Annotated in this window: 26 protein-coding genes; 21 read left to right on the top strand and 5 right to left on the bottom strand. The window is 59.8% G+C overall.

All coding sequences use genetic code 11. The annotated features are described in order from the left end of the window. Window positions 1-33 precede the first annotated feature (33 nt). Together M3P88_RS07470 and M3P88_RS07465 are read right to left on the bottom strand one after the other, a co-directional pair. Entirely contained in the window at window positions 34-1,131 is a 1,098-nt protein-coding gene (locus M3P88_RS07470) for an anhydro-N-acetylmuramic acid kinase (protein WP_249615417.1), read from the bottom strand. Window positions 1,132-1,158: 27 nt separating this feature from the next. Further along, on the bottom strand, window positions 1,159-2,445 hold the full coding sequence (locus M3P88_RS07465; protein ID WP_249615415.1) for a M23 family metallopeptidase: 1,287 nt from the start codon (window positions 2,443-2,445) through the stop codon (window positions 1,159-1,161). A gap of 282 nt (window positions 2,446-2,727) precedes the next feature. Between M3P88_RS07465 and M3P88_RS07460 the strand changes: the two genes are divergently transcribed. Together M3P88_RS07460 and recJ are read left to right on the top strand one after the other, a co-directional pair. Beyond that, on the top strand, window positions 2,728-3,747 hold the full coding sequence (locus M3P88_RS07460) for a hypothetical protein (RefSeq protein ID WP_249615414.1): 1,020 nt from the start codon (window positions 2,728-2,730) through the stop codon (window positions 3,745-3,747). Window positions 3,748-3,766: 19 nt separating this feature from the next. Continuing rightward, entirely contained in the window at window positions 3,767-5,449 is a 1,683-nt protein-coding gene (recJ, locus tag M3P88_RS07455) for a single-stranded-DNA-specific exonuclease RecJ (protein ID WP_249615412.1), read from the top strand. A gap of 3 nt (window positions 5,450-5,452) precedes the next feature. Here the strand turns inward: recJ and M3P88_RS07450 are convergent, their stop codons facing one another. Then, window positions 5,453-6,091, bottom strand: coding sequence for a Clp protease ClpP (locus tag M3P88_RS07450; protein ID WP_249615410.1), 639 nt, complete (start codon window positions 6,089-6,091; stop codon window positions 5,453-5,455). A 306-nt stretch (window positions 6,092-6,397) separates the two neighbouring features. Here M3P88_RS07450 and M3P88_RS07445 point away from each other — a divergent pair, with 306 nt between their 5' ends. From M3P88_RS07445 to M3P88_RS07430, 4 genes are all read left to right on the top strand, one after another. Then, window positions 6,398-6,601 (top strand): cold-shock protein, encoded by a 204-nt coding sequence (locus M3P88_RS07445; RefSeq protein ID WP_124733979.1) that lies wholly within the window; start codon window positions 6,398-6,400, stop codon window positions 6,599-6,601. A 242-nt stretch (window positions 6,602-6,843) separates the two neighbouring features. After that, entirely contained in the window at window positions 6,844-7,353 is a 510-nt protein-coding gene (locus M3P88_RS07440; RefSeq protein WP_249615408.1) for a metal-dependent hydrolase, read from the top strand. Window positions 7,354-7,362: 9 nt separating this feature from the next. Beyond that, window positions 7,363-8,277 (top strand): pseudouridine synthase, encoded by a 915-nt coding sequence (locus M3P88_RS07435; protein WP_249615407.1) that lies wholly within the window; start codon window positions 7,363-7,365, stop codon window positions 8,275-8,277. A gap of 19 nt (window positions 8,278-8,296) precedes the next feature. After that, the gene (locus M3P88_RS07430) at window positions 8,297-8,635 is read left to right on the top strand and encodes a 2Fe-2S iron-sulfur cluster-binding protein (RefSeq protein WP_249615406.1); all 339 of its coding nucleotides are present in this window, start codon (window positions 8,297-8,299) and stop codon (window positions 8,633-8,635) included. Between the two features lie 49 nt (window positions 8,636-8,684). Here the strand turns inward: M3P88_RS07430 and M3P88_RS07425 are convergent, their stop codons facing one another. Both M3P88_RS07425 and hdeA read right to left on the bottom strand, forming a co-directional pair. Next, window positions 8,685-9,977: an APC family permease gene (locus tag M3P88_RS07425; RefSeq protein WP_249615405.1), complete on the bottom strand. Its 1,293-nt coding sequence runs from the start codon at window positions 9,975-9,977 to the stop codon at window positions 8,685-8,687. Window positions 9,978-10,106: 129 nt separating this feature from the next. Further along, window positions 10,107-10,418 carry an acid-activated periplasmic chaperone HdeA gene (hdeA, locus tag M3P88_RS07420; RefSeq protein WP_249615404.1) on the bottom strand — a complete coding sequence of 104 codons (312 nt, stop codon included), beginning with the start codon at window positions 10,416-10,418 and terminating at the stop codon, window positions 10,107-10,109. Window positions 10,419-10,713: 295 nt separating this feature from the next. On the opposite strand from hdeA, the gene M3P88_RS07415 reads away from it, so the two are divergent. From M3P88_RS07415 to M3P88_RS07345, 15 genes are all read left to right on the top strand, one after another. Then, window positions 10,714-12,045 (top strand): ClC family H(+)/Cl(-) exchange transporter, encoded by a 1,332-nt coding sequence (locus tag M3P88_RS07415; protein WP_249615403.1) that lies wholly within the window; start codon window positions 10,714-10,716, stop codon window positions 12,043-12,045. A gap of 171 nt (window positions 12,046-12,216) precedes the next feature. Further along, window positions 12,217-12,519, top strand: a complete 303-nt coding sequence (locus M3P88_RS07410) for an urease subunit gamma (RefSeq protein ID WP_249615402.1) — start codon at window positions 12,217-12,219, stop codon at window positions 12,517-12,519. A gap of 46 nt (window positions 12,520-12,565) precedes the next feature. Continuing rightward, a complete protein-coding gene (gene ureB / locus M3P88_RS07405) occupies window positions 12,566-12,973 on the top strand; it encodes an urease subunit beta (RefSeq protein ID WP_249615401.1) in 408 nt (135 codons plus the stop codon). A 27-nt stretch (window positions 12,974-13,000) separates the two neighbouring features. Continuing rightward, window positions 13,001-14,719 carry an urease subunit alpha gene (locus M3P88_RS07400; protein WP_249615400.1) on the top strand — a complete coding sequence of 573 codons (1,719 nt, stop codon included), beginning with the start codon at window positions 13,001-13,003 and terminating at the stop codon, window positions 14,717-14,719. 21 nt (window positions 14,720-14,740) lie between these two features. Continuing rightward, a complete protein-coding gene (locus M3P88_RS07395; protein WP_249615399.1) occupies window positions 14,741-15,133 on the top strand; it encodes a fluoride efflux transporter FluC in 393 nt (130 codons plus the stop codon). An 8-nt stretch (window positions 15,134-15,141) separates the two neighbouring features. After that, on the top strand, window positions 15,142-15,522 hold the full coding sequence (crcB, locus tag M3P88_RS07390) for a fluoride efflux transporter CrcB (protein WP_249615398.1): 381 nt from the start codon (window positions 15,142-15,144) through the stop codon (window positions 15,520-15,522). 43 nt (window positions 15,523-15,565) lie between these two features. Further along, a complete protein-coding gene (locus tag M3P88_RS07385) occupies window positions 15,566-16,315 on the top strand; it encodes an urease accessory protein UreE (protein ID WP_249615397.1) in 750 nt (249 codons plus the stop codon). Between the two features lie 4 nt (window positions 16,316-16,319). Continuing rightward, complete coding sequence (locus M3P88_RS07380) at window positions 16,320-17,015, top strand: urease accessory protein UreF (protein WP_249615396.1); 696 nt, start codon at window positions 16,320-16,322, stop codon at window positions 17,013-17,015. 38 nt (window positions 17,016-17,053) lie between these two features. Next, window positions 17,054-17,695 (top strand): urease accessory protein UreG, encoded by a 642-nt coding sequence (ureG, locus tag M3P88_RS07375; protein WP_249615395.1) that lies wholly within the window; start codon window positions 17,054-17,056, stop codon window positions 17,693-17,695. Then, entirely contained in the window at window positions 17,692-18,633 is a 942-nt protein-coding gene (locus tag M3P88_RS07370; protein ID WP_249615394.1) for an urease accessory protein UreD, read from the top strand. Before ureG ends, M3P88_RS07370 begins: the two co-directional genes overlap by 4 nt. A gap of 140 nt (window positions 18,634-18,773) precedes the next feature. Then, window positions 18,774-19,763, top strand: coding sequence for an urea transporter (gene yut / locus M3P88_RS07365; RefSeq protein ID WP_249615393.1), 990 nt, complete (start codon window positions 18,774-18,776; stop codon window positions 19,761-19,763). Window positions 19,764-19,773: 10 nt separating this feature from the next. Next, window positions 19,774-20,775, top strand: coding sequence for an energy-coupling factor ABC transporter permease (locus tag M3P88_RS07360; RefSeq protein WP_249615392.1), 1,002 nt, complete (start codon window positions 19,774-19,776; stop codon window positions 20,773-20,775). Next, window positions 20,772-21,581, top strand: a complete 810-nt coding sequence (gene cbiQ / locus M3P88_RS07355; protein WP_249615391.1) for a cobalt ECF transporter T component CbiQ — start codon at window positions 20,772-20,774, stop codon at window positions 21,579-21,581. The genes M3P88_RS07360 and cbiQ overlap by 4 nt, the downstream gene beginning before the upstream one ends. Window position 21,582: 1 nt before the next feature. Then, window positions 21,583-22,371 (top strand): energy-coupling factor ABC transporter ATP-binding protein, encoded by a 789-nt coding sequence (locus M3P88_RS07350; RefSeq protein WP_249615390.1) that lies wholly within the window; start codon window positions 21,583-21,585, stop codon window positions 22,369-22,371. Continuing rightward, window positions 22,364-23,809, top strand: coding sequence for an MFS transporter (locus M3P88_RS07345; RefSeq protein ID WP_249615389.1), 1,446 nt, complete (start codon window positions 22,364-22,366; stop codon window positions 23,807-23,809). Before M3P88_RS07350 ends, M3P88_RS07345 begins: the two co-directional genes overlap by 8 nt. Window positions 23,810-23,829 lie beyond the last annotated feature (20 nt).

Raw genomic sequence — 23,829 nt, 5'->3', positions numbered from 1 at the left:
TTTATGGAAGCAATTATAACGGCAAGTTGCATCTCAGCGAGGATAGAGTGCACCCAACACCCGCGCACCGGCGGCACCGGTCACCTCCGGCAGGCTGCCGTTTTGCCGGCGTAGCAGCTGTCTGGCCAGCCAGGCAAAGGCCGCAGCCTCCACCTGATGCACCGGCAAACCCAGCGTCGACGTGTCGCTAACTGACACAGCAGGCAATAATACGGCCAGGCGCTCGCGTAAAACCCGGTTGAATGCACCGCCGCCACACAGATACAGTTCGCGACTGGCAGGGGCGTATTGCAGGCAAGCCCCGGCAATGGTGGCCGCCGTGAGCTCCAGCAAAGTCGCTTGCACATCGACCGCCAGGGTAGGGTGCTTGACCAATAGTGCATCCAGCCAGTCAAGATCAAACAGATCACGCCCGGTGCTTTTCGGAATAGGCGCCGCGAAATAAGGCTCTGCCAGCATCGCCGCCAGCAAGGACGGATTCACCTTGCCCTGTGCCGCCCAAGCGCCATCCTTATCGTAAACAAGGCCCTGATGGCGGCGTATCCAGGCATCCATCAGCATATTGCCCGGCCCGCAATCAAAACCGACGACCGCTTCGCCCGGCGTCAAGCGCGTCAGATTGCTGATGCCGCCAATATTGACAATGGCGCGCGCCTTATCAGGGTCGGCAAACAGCTGCTGATGAAAGGCGGGCACCAGCGGCGCCCCCTGGCCACCGGCCGCAATATCGCGGCTGCGAAAATCACCGGCCACATCAATGCCGGTGAGTTCGGCCAGGCGGGCCAGATTGCCGATTTGCAGGGTATAACCCGCCTGCGGCGCATGGCGTATGGTCTGTCCATGGCAACCAATGGCACAAATAGCATCCGGCGCCAGTTGCTGAGCGTTTAACAAGCCATTGACCGCCTCGGCATAGTAACCGGCCAGCACACAGCCCAGCCGCGCAGCGCGATCCAGTTCGTTTGCGCCGGCAGGCTGCAAAGCCAAGACTTGTGTTCGCACTTCAAGCGGATAAGGCAGAAAAAAATCCGCCTGTACCGCAAGCCTGCCTTCGGCATCGAAGGCGACCAGCACCGCATCGACGCCATCCAGACTGGTGCCCGACATCAGGCCGATAAAGCGTTCACTCATATTCGAGGCTTGTCCTTGGCTCAGGGCTTAATCCAGCTGAGCGACATTGACCGGCAAGCTGCGCAGCAGCTTAAGGTTCATCGCCAGTTGACTGCTGTCGCGCTTAAATGATTGGCGTTGTGCCGCACTCAGGCCACGGGCAGGCAAGGTCGTGGTAGATGGGTTGACGGTCTGCCCGGCAATCATGACTTCCATATGCAGGTGCGGGCCGGTCGAACGGCCGGTGCTGCCCACATAGCCGATCACATCGCCCGCCTTGACTTGCTGGCCGGCACGCAAGCCTGTGGCAAAGCGGCTCATATGTGCATAAAGCGTAGTAATTTTCTGGCTGTGAGCCAGTTTGACCACATTGCCGTAACCACTTTGACGCTCGACGCTCAATACGCGGGCATCAGAAGGCGCATAGATAGGCGTGCCGCTACCGGCCGCGTAATCGATACCCTTATGCATGCGCATGCGCTTGAGTATGGGGTGAAAGCGGAAACCGTAGCCCGAGCTGATGCGGGCATTCTTGACGGCCTGTACCGAGAAGCCTTTTTTCAGCGGCAAGCCTTGCGCATCAAAATAAGCACCGGACTCATTGTCGAAAGCAAAGTAAAAGGCCTGATGGCTGACGCCGTCCTTGATGATCTCAACCGCTTCGATATTGCCGGTGGAGATAGGCATGCCGTTAAACAGCAAAGTCTGGTACACCAGATTGATCTTGTCGTCGCGGCGCAAGGCATCAAGGTCAAACTGATCGGCGAAAATATCGGCCAGTTGCGCCCGTACTTCGACCGGTACACCCGCCTGAGCCAAGGCCCCCGTCGCACTGGTCCTGACCGAGGCTGAGCGTATGGTCTGTATCGTCTCTGTTGGCAACGGGTCAGCGCTAGCCTGCCACACACCATTGACCTGTTCCAGCAACACCAGTACCTGCTCGCCGTTTTCATCGTCGTTCAGAAAGCGCAGGGTAAAGAGATCGCCGTTGTCGTTGGTCTGCACCGACAAGGTGGCACCGGCTTTCAGCTTGAGCAAATCCTTGGACAGGGGGCTGGAGTAAAGGAATTTACGCGCTTCGCCATCCTGAATGCCCAGACGGCTCAGTACATGGCCCAAGGTATCACCGCGTTGCATCTGGGCTTCGCGCCAGTAGGGCGTCTTATCGATGCTGGTGCGTTTGAACTCAGGCAGGCTTAAGCGCTCGCTAACCTGTTCAACCGTAATGCTCGGTTCGGTGTTATTGCCTGGGCCTGCCGCAACGGCCACCGTGGTCACGATGCCAAATAGCGGCAATGCCGCCGCCGCGCCCATCCAGGCTAATTTGTGACTCATGAAAAAACGGGTCATTTTTTGCGGTAAAGCGCGCAGTTTGTGATAATCCATGTCTTGCATTCCGTGCGCCAAGCGCTGTCATCTCTGGCTGGCAGCCTAACTTGCGGCAGCCTGCACGTATCAAAGTGGGTCATGCTATCAAAAAAATAATTTATTCGAAAGCTTAATTCCTAGTTAAAACAATGGGATGGCAACTTTGCCTGTCTGAAGCAGGTTTTATTTACGTTCAAATCCCCTGCTTTTGTTAACTTATCCATCTTTGCCTGAATAGCCGATGACCTCATGAAACTGACCCTGTTGATCCCTTCGCTATTTTGGCCAGACCGTCATGATGCGCTCGAAGTCCTAAGCGGTCTGAGCCTGCCTGCGCTTTCTTCATTACTGGGGGCAGCCAGACGCACGGCAAAAAATAAGCCTCTCTCCAGCATTCAGGCCACGCGCGCCGGCCTGTCTTCGCTCGCCCCTGCGCGCTGGCTGGCTGCCGATTATGGACTGGACTCGAGCACGGGGCATTGGTTGCTGGCTGACCCTGCACACCTTAGAGTGAATCGCGATCGCGCTCATCTGGCTGATTCTGGCATCATGAATTTGACGCAAAGCGAAGCCGATGCCTTATTGAGCAGTTTAAATGCGCTGCTGCAAGAGGATGGAATGCGCCTCTACGCACCCCATCCGGCGCGCTGGTTCCTGCATATGCCGGCACCTGCCGCCGCCTCGTTTACTCCTTTGGCGGACGCGATCGGTGAAGATGTCAATCGCCTGCTGCCCAGCGGCGAAAAAGGGCTGATCTGGTGCCGCTTATTAAATGAGTTGCAGATGCTGCTGTATGCCCACCCTGTGAATGATGCGCGCGAAGCGCGGGGAGAACCTGCGCTGAACAGCCTGTGGCTATGGGGCGAGGGCGATGACCAAAAGCCGGCATTCTGTGATATTGACCTGTTGTTTAGCGATGACGCGTTAATGCAGGCCATGGCCAGCCATGCGGCCATGCCTTGCGACGCAGTGCCTTACACTTGGTCAGCTCTACTGGAGATCTGCGCCCAGAATAGGGTTGAAGTCCATCTGGAGCGCCTGCTCGCCCCCGCTCGCTATCGCGACGCATGGGGCTGGCGCGAAGCCGTGCAGCAACTTGAAGCCGACTGGTTTGCGCCGCTATGGGCCGCACTGCGCTCGGGGCTGCTGTCTGAACTGAGCTTGATAACGGATGGCCCTAATGGCTTCGAGGCAAAGCTAAGCCGGGCTGACACCTGGAAATTCTGGCGCCGGCCATGTGCGCTAGAAAAACTTCTGAACGAAAACTAAAGAGCAAACCAAGGCAAGCATGTCGATTATTCTGACCCGTACGCCTTCGCAAGAAGCAAGCAATACGCTAAGCGCTGCCGGCATTCATCCCGTATTGTCACGCCTGTATGCCGCCCGAGGCATCCGCCAGCGCGCCGAGCTGGATTACAGCCTGAAAGCTTTACTGCCTTATCGCCTGCTCAAGAATATTGACGCGATGGCCGAACGCCTGGCACAAGCTATCGCCGGCAAGGAAAAACTGCTGATTGTGGCCGATTACGACGCAGATGGCGCAACCGCCTGTGCCGTCGCGGTTAAGGGCTTGGCCGCGCTAGGCGCTGTAGTCGACTTTATCGTTCCCAACCGCTTTGAATACGGCTACGGGCTCTCGCCCGAGATTGTCGCGCTGGCCGCCCAGCTTAGCCCGGGCATTATCATCACCGTCGATAACGGCATTGCCAGCGTAGCCGGGGTAGAGGAAGCGAAAAAGCGCGGCATCGAGGTTTTGGTGACCGATCACCACTTGCCCGGCGATACGCTGCCGGATGCGCTGATCGTGAACCCCAATCAGCCGGGCTGCGAATTTCCGTCCAAAAATCTGGCGGGCGTTGGGGTGATGTTTTATGTGCTGATGGCGCTGCGCGCACGCATGCGCGAGCGTGGCGATTTTGCCGCCGGCCATGAACCCAATTTGGCCGAGCTGCTCGACTATGTCGCTTTGGGCACCGTGTCCGATGTAGTCAGGCTGGACCAGAATAATCGCATCCTGGTCGAGAACGGCATCAAGCGCATGCGGGCCGGGCGTATGGCGCCCGGCATCGCCGCCCTGTTTCGCGTGGCAGGGCGGGCCTCCCACAAGGCGACGACTTTCGACTTGGGCTTCACGCTGGGGCCACGCCTGAATGCGGCCGGCCGTCTGGATGATATGAGTGTCGGCATTGCCTGCCTCTTGGCTAGCGATGACGAGCAGGCAGCGCGTCTGGCCGGCGAGCTGGATCATTTAAACCGCGAGCGGCGCACAATAGAGGCGGGCATGCAGGAAGAGGCGCTGGCGGGCTTGTCGGCCATCGACCCGGCGGACCGCTACACCCTGGCCTTATATCGCGATGACTGGCATCAGGGTGTGGTCGGCATTGTGGCATCGCGGCTGAAAGAGCGTTTTCACCGGCCGACAATTGTATTTGCGCCCGGCGACGCCGGCCAGATCAAGGGCTCGGGGCGCTCGATTGCCGGCTTTCACTTACGCGACGCGCTGGATCTGGTCTTCAAGCGCCATCCGGGCTTAATCCTCAAGTTTGGCGGTCACGCCATGGCGGCAGGGCTGACGCTAGATGAGCTAAGGCTGGATGAGTTTACTCAGGCCTTTGAAACCGTGGCACATGAATTACTCGATCCCTCCCAGCTGACGCGCCAGATAGAAACCGACGGCAGTCTGCCGCTGGACTGCCTGGATCTGGATTTTGCCGAGCAGTTGGGTGCGCTGGTGTGGGGGCAGGGCTTTCCTGCTCCGGCGTTCTGCGACCGGTTCCGGGTGCTGAGCCAGCGCGTGCTGGGTGGAAAGCACCTGAAGCTCAGGTTATGGAAAGAGGGCGCCGAATTTGACGCCATGTACTTCAATCACGCCGACTGGCTGGCCGATGAGATCGAGGCCGTGTACCAGATTGTGGCGAATGAGTGGCAAGGGCGCAAAGAACTGCAGATTTACCTGCAGCATATCGCCTGAGCATCAATCACCGGGCAAGGCTTTACGCGCCTTGCCCTTGGGGCTGGCCGGCTTCTCACTCTGGTTCATCCGGTTCAGGCGGCGCCGGATTTCATCCGACTCCATCCAGATATCCTCGCCACGCAAGATGCGCGATAACTCGCTCACCGTCAAAAATGGCTTGCAGATATTTTGCATCACCTTCTCGAACCATTTGCCGATGGCAAACACCTGCGCTTGCTGCTCATTGCCTTTACCGATCAAGGCCGAGGTGTAGTTGTGAAACATGAGCTGGCAATTGTCGTGCACGATCAATTCGTCTCCGACCAGAAACAGCAGCGCACCCATAGAGTAGGCGCGCGCCTCCAAGATGGTGACCACACGCGCACGCGTTGCCAGCAAATTGTTGATGATCTGCAAACCGGTATCAAAGTCCCCGCCCGGCGTATTCAGGTGCAGAAAGATCACATCGTTCTCGGTGGCCGTCCTCAAGGCGTAAAACATCTCGCTGTAATGGCAAGGCTCTACGATTTCACCCGACAGGTAGTAGGAAATCTGCCGCAGCGTAATCTGGCTTTCGAAGCGCTGGTAGGCGGCCACCACGGGCACCTCGGGCTCGTCTTCCGTGTTTTCAGGAAGGGGATGGCTGTGTTTTTTCGGCATAACAGGCTCCGGCAGAGTAGATAAGGCGCAGCGACGGGTTCATCTTCACGCCAGCTTGTCGCTATGTCGGCGCTGTCTTTCAACGACACATAGGCAAGTGAGCTGTTTTTAGCATGCGATGTGAGCGACTGCATCATGCGACCGATAAAAAGCTTGACCAAACAGGGTGCGTGCCGTATAAACGCCGCTGCAGGATTTTCAAGCAGCAGAACCATAGCGACATCGTAATGTTCCATGCTCTATTCCTTGATCGTCATGCATAGGGGCAATCGCCCGCTTTTTTAAAAAATCTTAAAGGAATTCATTATGGAAACCGGTACCGTTAAGTGGTTCAACGACGCTAAAGGCTTTGGCTTCATCACTCCTGATGCAGGCGGCAACGATCTGTTCGCCCACTTCTCTGAAATTCGCGCCAGCGGCTTCAAGTCCCTGCAAGAAGGCCAGAAAGTAAGCTACGAGTCCGGCATGGGCCAAAAAGGCCCACAGGCAACCAACATCCAGCCGCTGTAATTCAGCGCTGCATGTAGCCTCAAAAAGCCCCGCCTGGCGGGGCTTTTTTACGCCTGCCCTTTAGTTTTTGTGTCGAATTATTTATTACAAACCCACATAAAATACCCATTTGTTTTTACAATCGGTGCTTAACTGCGAACGCGGGCAACAGACCCGCAATGAATAGCTGAAAGACGTCGCGTGAGCATCAAGCAAAACCAGAACCCTGCCCGTTTAACATTTCCGGCAGGATACGCACTCAGATGAAGGTCGGAACACATATTGCCGCCGGCGCCTGTAGTGGCGTGGGTGCAGCCTTACTATTGAAGTCACCACTGACTGCCACCATTTTATTGCTGGTGGGCAGCATGCTGGGCTCTTTGCTGCCGGATATCGACCACCCGCAAAGCTGGCTGGGACGGCGTTTACGCCTGATCTCCACCCCCATTTCCATGGTCTTTGGTCACCGGGGCATCACCCATAGTTTGCTGGCACTGGCCGGCGTTTTCTATCTCAGTGTGATGTGCCTGAATGCCGATGGCCCATACCATGATCTATGGATGCCTTTGGCTTTAGGCTTATGCGTGGGTTATGCCTCGCATATTATCGGTGACTGGTTGACGCCCTACGGCGTACCCTTGCTCTGGCCAATCAAACACCGCTTCCGGGCGCCGGTAACTTTTTTCAACGGCAAATTTATCGAGAAAGTCATGATGACCGGCCTATGGTTTGGCGCGGGCTTTCTTATGGCAAAATCGACGGGTTCATTCTGAAAGTTAATGATGAGCCAACGCACTGCTCCCATTCCTGCGCGCCACGGCGTCACCCCCAGTTTTCTGCAACTGCCCGCCGGCGACTGGCCTGATTTACTCAGCTTTTTATGTGCACGCTTTGCACATATCCCGACCAAGACATGGCGTTCACGCCTGGAGAAGGGCGAGGTATTTGACCATCGGGGCTGCCCGCACACCCTTGACAGCCCTTATCCGGCCAATCGCCGCATCTGGTATTACCGCGAAACCGAGCAGGAAGTGGAGGTGCCATTCGAAGCGGACATCCTCTACCGCGATGCACGCCTGGTGGTGGCGGACAAACCTCACTTTTTGGCCTGCATCCCGGGCGGACGCCATGTCCAGCAAACCTTGTTGACCCGTTTGCGTAGCCAGCTGGACCTGCCGGCACTCACCCCCATTCACCGTCTGGACAGGGAAACGGCCGGCGTCATGCTGTTTTGCGCCGATCCGGGCTGTCGCGCTGGCTACCAGACGCTATTTCAAAGCCGGCAGGTAGCAAAGGAATACGAAGCCATTGCCCGCTTTGATCAAAACCTTGCTTTGCCGCGCACCCATCAAAGCTTGCTGCGCGAAGAACCCGGCGGGTTTGTCATGCGCGAGATCGCGGGCACACCCAATAGTGAAACCCGTATTGAACTTCTGGCGCAGCATGGACAGTGGGGGCGCTACCGCTTGCTACCGCACACCGGGCGCAAGCACCAGTTGCGCGCGCACCTGGCCGCACTCGGCATTCCCATACGCAATGATCCATGGTATCCCCACTTGCTGGACGACAAGGCCGCAGACGATTTTTCAGCTCCTTTACAGCTCCTGGCTCGCGCCATCCGCTTTACCGACCCTTATAGCGGCAAAACCCAATGCTTCAGCAGCACACGCCAGCTTGACTGGCCGGATGCCGACTAAGCGGCCCAAAGGAGGGGATATGGTTCGCATACGCTTTTTCCGCGCGCTACAAGACGAAGCATTCGCCTGTGTGGAAGCCATGCCGGGCACCTTGCTGCTGGACGTGGCACGTTCCCACGATTTACCGCTGCACTGGCGCTGCGGGCAGGGCACTTGCGGCACCTGCCGCATTTTGCTCGAACACACTCAGCAACCCGCCCTGTTCACGCCCTGCGCACGCGAGCGTAATGTACTCAAACGCTTTGGCTTTGCCGCAAGCACCGAGCCTGTCTGGCCAGACAGGCCAGACACCTGGCGACTGGCTTGCCATGTGTCGGTGGGCAGCGAAGATATGGATATACGCCTACCCGAAGCCTGAGGCCTGAGGCCTGCGCACCTTAAAACAAGGACGCGCCATACCATTCAAATCAAGAACGCTGACGCACAAAATACACCAGCGAACCCAGCACAAGACCGGCCAAGCCAATAGCCAGAGTACGCCACCCGGCTTGCGCCAGCATCGCCAGTGAAAACAGTACGGCAAAGTGCGGAACAAACCGCCCAAGCGGCATGCGCCAGCCCTGAGGCAGCCCGGGGTCCCGACGCAGGCGAGGAATGGCCAGCGCCACCGGAATGTATTGCACGAACACCGCAACCACCATTACCGATACCAAAAACAGATAGCCGCCACTCAGAAACAATAGCGCAGCCAGGCTTGCCGTGGCGCCCAGGGCGTAGCCGGCACTGCCATGGCGGTTGATACGGCCTGCCCACGCAGGAAAGATACCGTTCTGGGCAAGAGCGGCTGCCAGTATCGGCGCCTTGAATACGCCGACAAAGGTCGCACCGGTAATCGACACCACCGTTGCAAGTGAAACCAGCACATAGGCCTGCGCCCCCCATAGCCTTGCCGCCGCCTGTGCCACCGGCGTGCTGCTATGACTTAATGCCGGACCCAATACGCCTATCGTGACCAGCGTGACCAGCAGATAAAGCAGGGCACAGCAAGCCACCACCGCAATCAGGGTGCGCGGCAGATTGCGTTCCGGTTCGCGCATATGCGCGGCGGCAATAGGCACGGTCTCAAAGCCGACATAGGCAAAAAACAAGGTCGCGAATACATGGCCAAAGTGCTCACTCCAGAGCGGCAGCGTATGCTCGGCCGGCGGCACAAAGGGTTGAAAATGACCGGGAATGATGGATGACAACCCGAACAGGACAAACAGCAACAAGGGCAGCAACTTGGCCCAGCTGGTCAGGTCATTGAAGCGGCGCGACAGCCGGATGCCGAAAAAGCTGATCGCGAATAGGGCGCACAAAACTAGCAGGCCGGCCCAGTAATAAGGTTGCGAGCGGACTAGTACCGGCAACAGCGGTTTGAGGGCGGTCAGAATACCGGCAACGCCGGCGGCGATACCTATGGTCAGCCCCAGCCAGCCATAGAGCCCGACAATAAAGCCGGCATAGTCGCCAAAGGCGTAGCGCACATAAAGATAAGAAGAGCCATTACGATCAAACTTGCTGGCTGCCTCGGCATAACACAGTGCCAGCGACAACATCAGCAGGGCACCGGCGATAATCAGCAACAGACTGGATGGCCCTAATGCGGCATAGGCGGCACCTGGCAACAGGAATATGCCCGAACCTATGGTGGTGTTCAGCCCCAGCAGAAAAATGGATAAGGGGCCGAATTTCGCGGCCGATGTCGCCGGCACGCTCATCGGATGAGCCGGCACAAAATAGCAAGCATAAAGCCCAAGCGCAGCATGGCGCGCATTTGAATGACAAGGCTGCGCATTTCATCGCAGCTTGAAGTTTAAAGAGCCGGACACCGCCGGCTCTTTAAACACTTACATACTGGCCTTGACCTTGGCCCAACTGGCCTTAACCTTGCTCCAGAAAGTCGCCTTGGGTGCCTGCTGGCACTCCTGAATCACCAGCGGCACGATTTTTTCGATACCCGCAGTATCCATCACCGCATCTACCGGTTTGTCCTTCTTGTTGAAGCCCTCAGCAAAGTAAATGGCCTTGGGCTGAAAGCTTTCATCCAGCGCAAGGAAGTCTTCGCAATTCCACTTGCTGACCGGTTTTTTGGTGGCATCCGCAGCCATGGCCATGCTGCTGCAAAGGGCCAGCGCGCCCAGAAAGATGACTTTTTTCATCGACTACTCCTGATTCGGGTTAAAGCCGCTTATTGCGGTTCGCTATAACGGGTGCCTTGTACCTGCACTGGCAGCGCCTGTGATTTGGCAAGACAAAAACAGTATGGCAAACAATCGGAAAATTGCCGCCATTGGCAATAAGTCTTGGCATTAGCTAAACCATAAGGATGCTCTCATTCACTTTGGTAGTACCCGTGGCAGCTTTCCCTCCCACCTCCGCGCGGTTTGGCACAAGCCCAAACAGGGCAGGCACCCGTTCCGGCTTTTCCGGCCGCGCGCGTGAAGAGGTGCACCTATGATGCCTTCTGCCCATGAAGTGTCCTCCGCCAACAACAGCGATACGCTGGGCGGCATCGTGCCGCTGGCGCTACTCGCCATCGCGTCCGGCATCCTGATCGGCCTTGTCGGCGGCAGTTTCAGACTGGGCGTCATGCATGTCTCGCAATGGATGAATGCAGCGTATGCCGCCTTGCATGCCTTGCCCGGCTGGAGCGGGTTTGCCGGTGTGCTGTTCTTATCCTTGCTGCTGACCGCCTTGCCCTTGTGGCTGGTCTTACGCTTTGCACCGGAGGCGGCCGGCAGCGGCATACAACGCGTAGAGGCGGTATGGCTAGGCGAGATCGAACCGGTCAAAAATCATGCTTTTTTACCGGTCAAATTTTTTGGCGGCATACTGGCGCTGGCCTCGGGCCACGCGCTGGGGCGGGAAGGGCCGGTGGTGCAGATGGGCTCGGCCATCGGCGCTTATATCGGGCGTTATCTGAAACTGCCACCCAGTGATCAGCGCAGCCTAATCGCGGCCAGTGCCGGTGCAGGTCTGGCGGTGGCATTTAGCGCACCCTTGGGCGGCTTACTGTTTACGCTGGAAGAATTGACGCGCAGCGCGGCTGCACGGCTGGTGATTGCCGGCATGATTACCTGCGCGGTAGGGGTGCCGGTCGCACAATACCTGATCGGGATGGAGCCGGTATTCAAGATGGCGCAGCCGGCCGAACCGCGCCTATTGTCCCTGCCGCTCTATCTGCTGTTCGGCATCGCCATCGGCCTGCTGGGCTTTGTTTACAATCGGCTCATTCTGGTAACGCTTACCCAGATGGGCCGGCTTGCGCCTTGGCTGCGGGTACTGCTATCGGCCTTGGTGCTGGCGCTGGTGGTGTGGTATCTGCCCTTTGTCGCCGGCAATGGCGAGGCGCTTAACCAGGTGGTACTGGATGGCACGCTCGGTGGCAGCGCCTTGTTGCTTTTGCTGGTCAGCCGCTTCCTGTTTGGCCCGTTCAGTTACGGCATCGGCCTGCCCGGCGGCCTGTTTGCCCCTTTGCTGGCCTTGGGGGCTGTAGCCGGTGCCTTGTTCGGCCTGGCCGGCGACGCTCTGCTGCCAACACTGGGTTTGAGCGTGCCGTCCTGCGCCGTCATTGGCATGGCGGCTCTGTTTTCCGCTTCGGTGCGCGCACCGCTGACCGGCATCGTGCTGATCATAGAAATGACCGGTGCCAGCACGCTGACCCTGCCTTTGCTCTTGGCCTGCCTGCCGGCCGCCATCGTACCGTTCTGGCTGGGTGACTTGCCCATCTACGAGGCCTTGCGCCAGCGTATGCTGCAACACAATAAACCCGCCAGCCACGATTAAGCACCCGCACTCACCCGCAGGTGAATCCTCACATTAAATTTTTATGTTTCTTTGGCAAGTCGTTCGGCTTGTCCTATACTAGCAGGGTTGCCGATATCGGTCAGACCCTGCTTCGGTCTGTCTGTGGCCACGCGTTTTTGCGCTTCACCCCGTCCAGATCGAGAGGTTCGTATGCATCTTACCCCCAGAGAGCTCGATAAATTGCTGGTTTACACCCTGGCTGACGTTGCACTCAAGCGCAAAGCCAAGGGCCTCAAATTAAATCATCCCGAAGCCGTAGCCATTATCTCGGCCTCCGCCATGGAAGGCGCACGCGAAGGCAAGACGGTAGAGGACGTGATGAAAGACGCCAGCACCGTACTGACCCGTGCCGATGTGATGGAGGGGGTGGCCGAAATGATTCCCATCGTGCAGGTCGAAGCGGTATTCACCGACGGCAGCCGTCTGGTCACCGTCCATGCCCCTATCCGCTAGACAAAGCGGCTTGCTTGTCCCATTCATGCTTGCGGGAGAGTGTTCCATGCCCAAACAGAAACCATGTCCGGTTGGCGGCCTGATCCTGGCCAGCGGCGCGATCGAGCTGAACGCCGGCCGGCCGACCACCACGCTCAAGGTACGCAATACCGGCGACCGGCCGATACAGATCGGCTCCCATTTCCATTTTTTTGAAGTCAACGCCTATCTGGAGTTCGACCGCGAACAAAGCTTCGGCAAGCGTCTGGACATTCCGGCCACCACTGCCATCCGTTTTGAGCCGGGTGACGAGAAGGAGGTGGTACTGGTGCCCTTTGGCGGCGGCCAGCGTGTGTTCGGCTTCAACAATCTGGTCGATGGCTGGACCGGCAACGAGCGCGACCATGCTTACCGGCCACGCCTGGGCGATGCGATGCGCAGGGTTGAGCTGTTCGGCTTCAAGAATAAGCGCTAAGGCGCTGGCACAGAAGAGGGTAGCGATATGTCGAGTATTTCCAGACAGCAGTATGCCGACCTGTTCGGCCCGACCACCGGCGACAAGATCCGCCTGGGAGACACCGATCTTTATATCGAAATCGAGAAAGACCTGCGCACCTACGGCGACGAGGCCGTTTACGGTGGCGGCAAGACGCTGCGCGACGGCATGGGCATGGATAACCAGCTTACCGGCTTTTCCGGCGCACCGGACCTGGTGATTACCAACGTCACCATCGTCGACCCGCGTTTGGGCGTGATCAAGGCCGATGTCGGCATCAAGGACGGGCTGATCTGCGGCATAGGCAAGGCCGGCAACCCGTCGACCATGGACAATGTCACCCCGTCGCTGGCGGTCGGGCCGGCCACGGACGCCATCTCCGGCGAACACCTGATTCTGACCGCTGGCGGTAATGATGCGCACGTGCACCTGATCTCGCCGCAGCAGGCCTATGCGGCCCTGTCCAACGGCATCACCACCTTGTGGGGGGGCGGGGTCGGGCCGACTGACGGCACCAATGGCACCACCATCACCTCCGGCGTGTGGAATATGGAGATGATGATGCGTTCCTTCGATACCTTGCCGATCAATATCGGCATGCTGGGCAAGGGGAACTCGTCGGGTATCGCACCTTTGGTCGAGCAGATCCATGCCGGTGCCGCCGGCTTCAAGATTCATGAAGACTGGGGGACAACGCCCGGCGCAATCAAAAGCGCGCTCACGGTAGCCGACGATATGGATGTGCAGGTGTGCATTCATACCGACACCCTGAACGAAGCCGGTTTTGTTGAAAACACCATTGCCGCCTTCGAAGGGCGCACCATCCACACCTATCACACCGAAGGCGCCGGCGGCGGCCACGCACCGGACATTATCCGTGTGGCGTCCCTGGCTAATGTGCTACCCAGTTCGACCAATCCGACCCTGCCTTACGGCATCAACTCGCAGGCCGAACTGTTCGACATGATTATGGTGTGCCACAACCTGAACCCCAAGATCCCGTCGGACGTGGCCTTTGCCGAAAGCCGGGTACGCGCCGAGACCATCGCCGCCGAAAACGTGCTGCACGATATGGGCGCAATCTCGATTATTTCGTCCGACTCGCAAGCCATGGGCCGTGTGGGCGAAAGCTTTTTACGCGCCATCCAGACTGCCGACTGCATGAAAAAGGCGCGCGGCAAGCTGCCGGAAGACGCGCCGGGCAACGACAACTTCCGCGTACTGCGCTTTGTCGCCAAAGTCACCATCAACCCGGCTATTGCCCAAGGAGTCAGCCATCTGATCGGCTCGGTCGAGGTGGGCAAGCTGGCCGATCTGGTGTTGTGGGATCCGGCACTATTCGGTGCCAAACCCAAGTATGTCATCAAGGGCGGCATGATCTCATGGGCACCGATGGGCGACCCGAATGCTTCGCTGCCCACGCCGCAACCGGTCATTTACCGGCCGATGTTTGGCGCCTTCGGCTCGGCCCTGCACAAAACCTGCATCACATTTACTTCGCGTGCCGCCTACGAAAACGGGGTTGCCGACCGTTATGGCCTGCAGCGTCGCGTCGAACCGGTATATCGCACACGCCAGGTCTCGAAGCGCGACATGGTGCTGAACGATGCCATGCCGCACATCGAGGTCGATCCGGAAACCTTTGCCGTGCGCGTAAACGGCGTGCATGCGACGGTGGCTCCGGCCGCCAGCATCGCGCTGAACCAGCTGCATTTTTTCAGCTAAGGGCGGAAAGGGAGAGCGGCGATGATGACGGCGCTGGACGTGATGTGGGTGGGTTTGGGCGGCGGCTTGGGCTCCTTGCTGCGCTGGCGTGTCGGCACGCTGGTAGGCGAGCGCTACCACGGCGACTTTCCGCTAGGCACTTTCCTGATCAATGTCAGCGGCGCTTTTGTCATCGCCTACCTGTCGGTGCTGTTTGCAGTTGACTGGCGGGACCGGCTGGGCACGCCGGTGAACGCCGGCGTACTGACCGGCGCACTGGGCGGCTTTACCACCTTCAGCAGCATGCAGCTGGATGCAGCCAAACTCTCCGATGGCGGCAAGGGGACACTGGCAACCGTGTATCTGCTGGTATCGACCTTTGCCGGCCTGGCCGCCGCCGTATTCGGCGCCTGGCTTGCCTTGCTGCAGCGCTAGGAGGGTGCATGGCCAATCTGATCATCCTGATTTTCGTCGGCGGCGCATTTGGTGCCATGTGCCGCGAATTCATCATGCTGCTGGTGCCGCAGCTGGCCGACGGTTTTCCATTGGATATTTTCATCGCCAATATGCTGGCCTGTTTTTTGATGGGACTGTCTACCAGCTTTCACCAGCGAGTGAAGATCCATCACCACGTCCACACCATGATCGGTACCGGCATCATGGGCGGCATGTCGACCTTTTCCAGCTTTGTCTACGGCACGGCCGAAGCGATGAAAACACCGGGTGAGCTGCTGGTGGCACTGGGCTATGTCGCCGCCAGCCTGATACTCGGTTTTTTACTGCTGCAAGCAGGTTTGAAACTGGCCAAAAAAACGGCTGATTAACTTGAGTGCCACATTCGGCACTCAGGCTCTCAAGGGGAAAGCCATGATTCTGATCGAAAACATTCTGGGCAACCGGCACGATGCCGACTGGTCTTTGCGATTGCAAGCGCTGACGCCGGACACGCTGGCGCTGGACCAGTGGGAAGCGCAAAAAAACCGGCTACGCAAGAAAACGGCTGCCGGCGTTGAAGTTGCCATTGCCTTGCCCCGGCAAAACCATCTGCAAAACGGCGATGTACTGTTTTTTGACGAGGCAACCGGACAGGCCATCGTCGCGGCCATTACGCTCAAGGATGTGCTGGTGATCGAACTGGAAGGCACGGCCGTCCTGCCTGCGGAATTGGTGGCACGCACCTGTTTCGAGCTTGGGCATGCGCTGGGCAACCAGCACTGGCCGGCCGTAGTCAAGGGCACGCGCGTCTATGTGCCGCTGACGGTCGATCGAAAGGTCATGGACTCGGTCATGCGCACCCACCATTTCGAACATATCCGTTACCAGTTCCTGCCTGGCGCCGAGGTCATTCCTTACCTTGCGCCACACGAATCACGCCGCCTGTTCGGCGGGGCCGATGCCACGCCGCACAGCCATAGCCAGCCATATCAGCAGCTTGAGCCGGCGGTACACGAACACACGCATGAGCATGAGCATGTGCATGAAGACGGCAGCAGCCATACCCATCTGCATGTTCATGCACACCAGCATCCGCATGCCGGTGCCCCGGCGGGCGAGCATAGGCATGTCGAACTGCACGGCAACTACACCGTGCATCATCACCAGCACAACGAGGACTGAAACGATGGCCAACGGCTCCCTGACCGAGTTGATGCGGGTGCTGCAGTTCGGCGACTCGACCTTGCCGGTCGGTGCTTTTGCTTTTTCCAATGCGCTGGAGTCGGCACTGCAAACCGGCGTGGTCAGCGATGTCGCCTCGCTTGAAAATTTTGTACTGGCGGCGACGCGCCAGGCGGCCGCGCTGGATGGCGTTGCCCTGCTGCATGCACACCGGGCTGCGCTGTCGGGTGATTTTGCGGGGGTTATCCGCGCCGACACTACCTTGCTGCAAAGGCGGGTGGGGGAAGAGCAGCGCTTGATGACGACGCGCATGGGCAAGAAGCTGGCCGAACTCGGGATACGCCTGTCGGACGAGGGCCTGATGGGATCATGGCTGGCGGCAATACGCGCAGGAAAAAGCCCGGGCTGTTTTGCCATTGCGCATGCCCTGATGTTTGCCGGGCGCGGTTTGCCGGAGCAGGACGCCTTTGCCGTACACCAGTACGGCGTAGCCTCGATGATGCTGGGCGCAGCACTGCGCCTGATGAAGATAGACCATTACGACACGCAGACGCTGCTGTACCGCATCAATGCCACGGTAGACGATGCTTATGCACGCGCGAGAACAGTAGCGCTTGACGAGATGGCCGGCTTCGCGCCGGTGTTCGATGTGCTGGTCGCTCATCACGTCAAGGCGCATGTGCGCATGTTCATGAATTGACAGGCGGCATGGGCTGCCGCAATAGCAAGGGGAAGACGATGAAGAAAATTACCCGTATCGGGATAGGCGGGCCGGTCGGCTCGGGCAAGACGGCCATTATCGAGGCGATCACGCCCTTGATGCTGGACTTGGGCATACGCGTGCTGATCATCACCAATGATGTCGTCACCACCGAAGATGCGCGCCATGTGCAGCGCACACTCAAGGGCATTCTGGTCGAGGAAAAGATTATCGGCGTCGAGACCGGTGCCTGCCCGCACACGGCGGTACGCGAAGACCCGTCGATGAACCTTGCCGCGGTCGAGGAGATGGAGGCGCGCTTTCCCGACAGCGATGTGGTACTGATCGAGTCCGGCGGCGACAACCTGACCCTGACTTTCAGCCCGGCACTGGTCGACTTCTTCATCTATGTGATCGATGTGGCCGCCGGCGACAAGATCCCGCGCAAGAACGGCCCCGGCATCTGCCAGTCCGACATTCTGGTGATCAATAAAACCGATCTTGCCCCCTATGTCGGCGCCAGTCTGGACGTGATGGATCACGACTCCCGCCTGATGCGCCCGGACAAACCCTATCTGTTTACCAACTGCAAAACCGGCGAGGGCATTCCCGAACTGGTCGCACTCATCCACGACATGGCCTTGTTTGATGTGCCGATCAAGGAAAAGGTGTCGCCATGACGCGCGAGCCCGCCATGCTGGCGCAACTGGATGAAATCGGCGGCATGCCCGAGCTGGCCCCCTACCTGGACCAGCCGCCACAAATGCCGGCCGGCGCACCGGGCAAGGTCGGCTTGCTGCGTCTGGGCTTTGCCATGCAGGATGGCCGCTCGGTACTGGCTGATCTGTATCGCGTCGCCCCCTTGCTGGTTCAGCAGGCGCTGTACTGGGACGAAGCCATGCCGCATCTGCCGATCTGCATGGTGACCTCGATCGGCGGCGGTACCTTACAGGGTGACCGGCTGGGCATCAGCGTAACGGTAGGCGAGGGTGCCTGCGCCCATGTCACGACCCAGGGCGCCAACCGCATCCATGCCATGGATGCCAATTACGCCTCGCAGACCCAGACCCTGACCTTGGGCGAAAACGCCTATCTCGAGTATATGCCCGAGGTCACCATTCCCTATCGCCATGCCCGCTACGCCTGTCGCACTCGCATTAGTCTGCCGGCATCGGCCACACTGATCTGTGCCGAATCGGTCATGGCAGGGCGCAAGCACCATGAGGGCGAGCGCTTTGCCTATGACGTACTGTCGCTGGCAACCAGCGCCCAGCGGCCGGACGGCAGCGCCCTGTTTAGCGAGAAGCTGTTAATCGAGCCGGGGCTGCATGGCGTGGACTTGCCCGGCGTGATGCAGGGCTTTGATGTGTTCGGCAATTTGCTGATTTTGACGCCGCCTGCTGTGGCCGAACGCATTCAGGCACGGGTGCCGGCACAGTTTGATGGCAAGGCCGGCATCGCCAGCGGCATCAGCCGCCTACCGAATGAAGCGGGCCTGATGCTGCGCGTAGTGGGGCGTGAAAGTTACCAAGTGCGCGCGCGCATGCGCGAATGCTGGGCGGTGGCGCGCGAAGAGGCCACCGGCGCAACGCTGCCGCCCGAGTTTCTATGGCGCTAAGAGCGTGTTCACGCTCTCGCGAGCGAGGGAGAGACAAGGCGGAATGCGCATTTCGAATGCTGTTTTTAACAGCCGTATCGCCGATGCGCAGCAGATCGTGAACAGGTTCTAAGAACGTATCGAACGATGGAGGTGTGGTCATGGGCTACCGTCTACCCGAACATTTTGTCACCCACTGCCTGCGCGGGGCTGGGCAGGTATTCTTTATGGAGAACGCGCTAAGCGGCGTGTGCTTCTTGCTGGCCATCGCTTACGCCTCGTTCGATACCGGAAACTGGTCAACAACGCTGGGTGCACTCCTGGGCCTGGCGGTGGCAACCGGCACCGCTTACCTGATCGATTCGCACGATAGTGCGATCGCCAAAGGCATGTACGGCTTCAATGGCATTCTGGTCGGTGTCGCCGTACCGACTTTTCTGGTAGCCGGGCCGGTCATGTGGGTGTACCTGATACTGGGCGCGGCCGTATCAACCGTGGTCATGGATGCCTTTAGCAATGTGGTCAGTAAAAACTGGGGCGTAGCCGCCTCGACGGGGCCCTTTGTCTTGACCACCTGGCTGCTGATGCTGGGTGCCTATGCCTTCTCCAATTTGCCCATTGCCGCGATGGGCCCGCCCAAACTGCCGTTGGCACTCGCAAACAGCGCATTTATGGGCTTGTCGCTGCTGGATACGCTGGTGGTCGTCTGCCGCAATATCGCGCAGGTATTTTTGCTGGGTAATGCCGTCAGCGGCGTACTGATCGTGATCGGCCTGCTGCTCGAATCGATTCCGGCGGCCATCGCGGCGGTCATGGGTTCACTGGTGGCGCTGTTTTGCGCCATGTTGTTTGGCGCCGACGCAGGCGCGGTCAAGGCGGGGCTTTATGGTTTCAGTCCGGTACTGACCGCCATCGCCGTGGGCGTGATCTTTATGCAGACCGGCCCCAAAGTACTGCTGTTTGCGCTGCTGGCGACGGTTTTCACCGTCATTGTCCAGGGTGCGCTGGACACCTTGCTTGCGCCGGTCGGCATCCCGACCTTTACCGCACCCTATGTGCTGGCGATGTGGCTGTTTACCCTGCCCAAAGCACAGTTGCAGCCGCACCCGCATGCGCCCAGTCCGGATGCCAAAATCAGCAAAATCAAATAAGGAGCGCCACATGCATATGGCCGATGCACTATTGTCTCCCGGCGTAGGGCTGGGCTTTCTGGCAGCCAGTTGTGCGGCACTGGCGTTAAGTGCCCGGCGTCTGGCTCCGCGCCTGCAGCAGGACAGCCGCCTGCCAGCCTTGATGGGGGTGCTGGGTGCTTTTGTGTTTGCCGCGCAGATGATCAATTTCACCATTCCCGGCACCGGCTCCAGCGGCCATCTGGGCGGTGGCATGTTGCTGGCCATCCTGCTGGGACCTTGGGCAGGGCTGATCGTGATTGCCTCGGTCCTCTTGGTGCAGGCGCTGTTCTTTGCCGATGGCGGCCTGCTGGCCTGGGGCGCCAATGTGTTCAATCTGGGGGTGCTGTCCTGTTTCGTGCTGTATCCGCTGGTGTTTCGTCCGCTATGCGGCAAAGGCGGGCAGCGCCTGCGGGTGAGTATGGCCGCGCTGATCAGCTGCACGCTGGCGATGATGCTGGGCGCTTTCGGGGTCAGTCTGGAAACCGCCATAAGCGGCATTACCTATTTGCCGCTGGCCGAGTTTCTCGCGCTGATGCTGCCTATCCATCTGGCCATAGGCCTGGTCGAAGGCGGGGTGACCGCCGCGGTGCTGGCCTTTGTCGCGCGGCGTCACCCCACGCTGGGTGCGGTGCCACTGCAAAACTCGGCGGTCGGGACGGTGGCTGCCTTTATTCTGGCCGCACTATTGACCGGCGGGGTCTTGTCCTGGTTTGCCTCCAGTCACCCGGACGGGCTGGAGTGGTCGATTACGCGCCTAGGGGCAGAGCACCTGCTGCAACAGGTGCCGCAGGACAAGCTCGCGCAGCAACTGGCCAGCGTACAGCAGGCTACCAGCGTGTTGCCCGGCTACGATACGGCCACGCCCTTACCGGCAAGCGGCATGGCATCGGCGGGCACTTCACTGGCCGGCGTGGTCGGCGCGGGGGTGACGCTGCTGCTGGTGCTGCTGCTGGGTACGGCCTTGCGCCGCCTGCGCAAGCCGGTTCCATGAGCACACTGGATGAGGCGCTACGGGCCATACGTCGCGTCGATGCCTTTGCCGCCCGCCCGACGCTGGCCGCGCAACTGGATGCACGCGCCAAGGTGATCGCGACGCTGGCGGTCATTATCGCCGCCGCGTCTTTCCCGCCGCATGCTTTGGGTGCCTTGCTGCCGCTATTACTGTTTCCCGCCTTCTTGCTGGCGGCAGCCGATGTGCCGCTGAACTGGCTATTGGGACGTTTACTGTTTGCGCTGCCGTTTGCCTTCTTTGTCGGGGTGCTCAATCCCTGGCTGGAAAGTGCCACCTTTAGCACGCCTTGGGGGACGGTAATGTCCAGCGGCTGGCTGACCTTCGCCTCCATTCTTCTGCGCTTTGCCATTGCCGTGTCCAGCGTTTTGCTCCTGCTGGCCGGCACCGGCATGGTGGCGGTAGCGCATGCTTTGTCCCGGCTGGGCCTGCCGCAGGTTTTTGCCAACCAGTTGCTGTTTCTTTACCGCTATGTGTTCGTAATCGCAGAGGAGCTTGCCCGCAGCGTGCGGGCCTACCGCCTGCGTGCACCGAACACGGGGCACACCTTGCCCGTGCGCGCTTACCGCCTGTTACTGCAAGGCGTGCTGTCGCGTGCGCTGGAGCGCGCTTTGCGCGTGCATCAGGCCATGCTGGCGCGCGGTTTCGATGGCACGCTGCACATCGCCGCCCGTTCAAGCTGGCAATGGCGCGATAGTGCGTTTGTGCTGTTCTGGCCGGCCTATGCGCTGCTGGTACGCCTGACCGATATTCCGCTGGCGCTGGGCCGGCTGCTGACCGGAGCCTGAGATGAGCCACCATCTGCTGATTGCGCGCGACCTTGCTTTTGCCTACCCCGATCAGAGGCCGGCCCTGGATGGGGTGAGCTTTGCCCTGCACCACGGTGAAGCGGTTGCCATCGTCGGCGCCAATGGCGCGGGCAAGTCTACGCTCTTGATGCTGCTGACCGGCTGCCTGTCCGCCAGTCGCGGCGAAGTGCTGCTGGGTCATATCCGTCTGGACAAGCGCAGTCTGGCCGCATTTCGGCGCAGCATAGGCTTTGTGTTCCAGAATCCGGATGACCAGCTTTTCATGCCCACAGTGTTTGATGATGTGGCTTTTGGTCCGCTTAATCTGGGCGTGGCACCGGCCGATGTGCCAGAGGTGGTGAGCCAGGCGCTGGCCGCGGTCGGGGCGGAAGCACTGGCCGCGCGCGCGCCGTGGCAGTTGTCGGGCGGACAAAAACGTGCGGTCGCGATTGCCGGCGTACTGGCGATGCAGCCCGACATTCTGCTGATGGATGAGCCTTCGGACGCGCTGGATCCGGCATCACGCCGCCGCTTGATCAGTCTGCTGCAGGGTTTTGAACACAGCAAGCTGATCGCGACCCATGACCTGGATCTGGTGCTGGATGTATGCACCCGCGTCATTGTGCTGGGCGAAGGCAGGATACTGGCGGACGCCCATCCGCTGGAAGTTTTTGCCGATGATGCGCTACTGGCCCGTGCCTCGCTCGAGCGCCCGCTGAGCATGCAAACGCGCGGCTCGGCACCGGCACGACCCGCCGCGGCCAATCGGGCCGGGGCCGAAAATGGATAGCGCCAATCCACACCAGCGCCTGCTTGACCTGCTCGACATGGCACCGTTAAGCGCAATCCACTGCCGGCTATGGCTGCTCGCCAGTGGCGGGACCTTGCTCAACGGCGTCTCCCTGATGCTGCTGGGCATTGCCATTCCGCTGCTGGTACCGGCCTTTACCCTGTCCTTGTCCATGCAGGGGCTGCTTGGCGCAGCGCTGGTGTTCGGCTCGGTGCCCGGTGCGCTGCTCGGCGGGCGTGCGGCCGACCGTTACGGACGCAAGCCGCTGTTCCTGGCCGACATGCTGCTTATCGCACTGGGCGCGCTGCTCGCCGCCACGGCAAAGTCGTTCGCGCAACTGCTCTATGCACAGTTGCTGATCGGCTTTGGCATCGGCATCGATTTTCCGGTGAGCGGCGCTTATGTCGCGGAGTTGATGCCGATGGCGAAGCGGGCGCGCCTGATGGTCGCGCTCAAGGGCATGCAGGCCCTCGGCATGTTGCTGGGCATCGCCATGGGACTGCTCTTGCTCGAGGCATGGCCTGCTACCGGTGCATGGCGCGCCCTGTTGGGGACGCTTGGGGTATTGGCGCTGCTGCTGTTTGCCCTGCGCCTGTTGCTGGTGGAGAGCCCGCGCTGGCTGATGCTGCGCGGCCAAAATCTGGCAGCCGCACATATTATTGCCAGCCTGGTGCCATCGGCTGTATTCGCCAGCTTGCGTCATGGCGTGGCGGCCGGGCATGTGCCGCATGTACTGAGCCTGGCCGCACCGGAACATGCATATAGTATGCGCAGCCTGTTCCAGCACGCGTATCTGCGCCGCACTTTGCTGGTTTGCCTGCCATGGTGCTTGATGGATGTCGCCACCTACGGGGTCGGCCTGTTCACCCCCGTCATCCTCGCCGCACTGAGCCTGAACGAGGCCGGTGCCAGCCTGATCGGCCGCGATGTGGCCGCCAGCCGCGGTAGTGCACTGGTCGACATGGCCTTGCTGTTAGGCGCCGCCGCCAGCCTGTATTTTGTGCCCTGGCTGGGCGCCATCCGCGCCCAGTTTGCCGGCTTTATCGGCATGGCTGCCGGCATGACCCTGATGCTGCTGCCCCTGCTGGGCATCGTCAGCGAACATGCACTGCTGTGGACGCTGGCCGGGTTCTCGCTTTACAACCTGGCGATGAGCGCGGGCCCGAATGCCACCACCTTCGCGCTGCCGCCGGAACTGTTCCCCACCCAGTTGCGCGGATCAGCCTGCGGGCTGGCGGCCAGCGTGGCCAAGCTGGGTGCCTGTGCCGGCGTGCTGCTGTTGCCGTCACTGCGCGCCGATGGCGGAATCGCCTCCGTACTGGGCCTGATGTTCGCCGTCAGTCTGGCCGGCGCGGCCTTGACCGTCTGTCTGGGCGGGCACGGCATCCCGTTGCGCCCGCTGGAAGCGCATCAGCAAGCCGAAGGCGAGCCCTCCTGAACCCCGTCTTTCTGCTACAC

This window comes from Craterilacuibacter sp. RT1T (assembly GCF_023502145.1).
In the GTDB taxonomy this organism is placed as follows: Bacteria; Pseudomonadota; Gammaproteobacteria; order Burkholderiales; family Chromobacteriaceae; genus Craterilacuibacter.
Note: the sequence above shows the minus strand (reverse complement) of the source record. Positions and strands in the feature narration are given on the sequence as shown.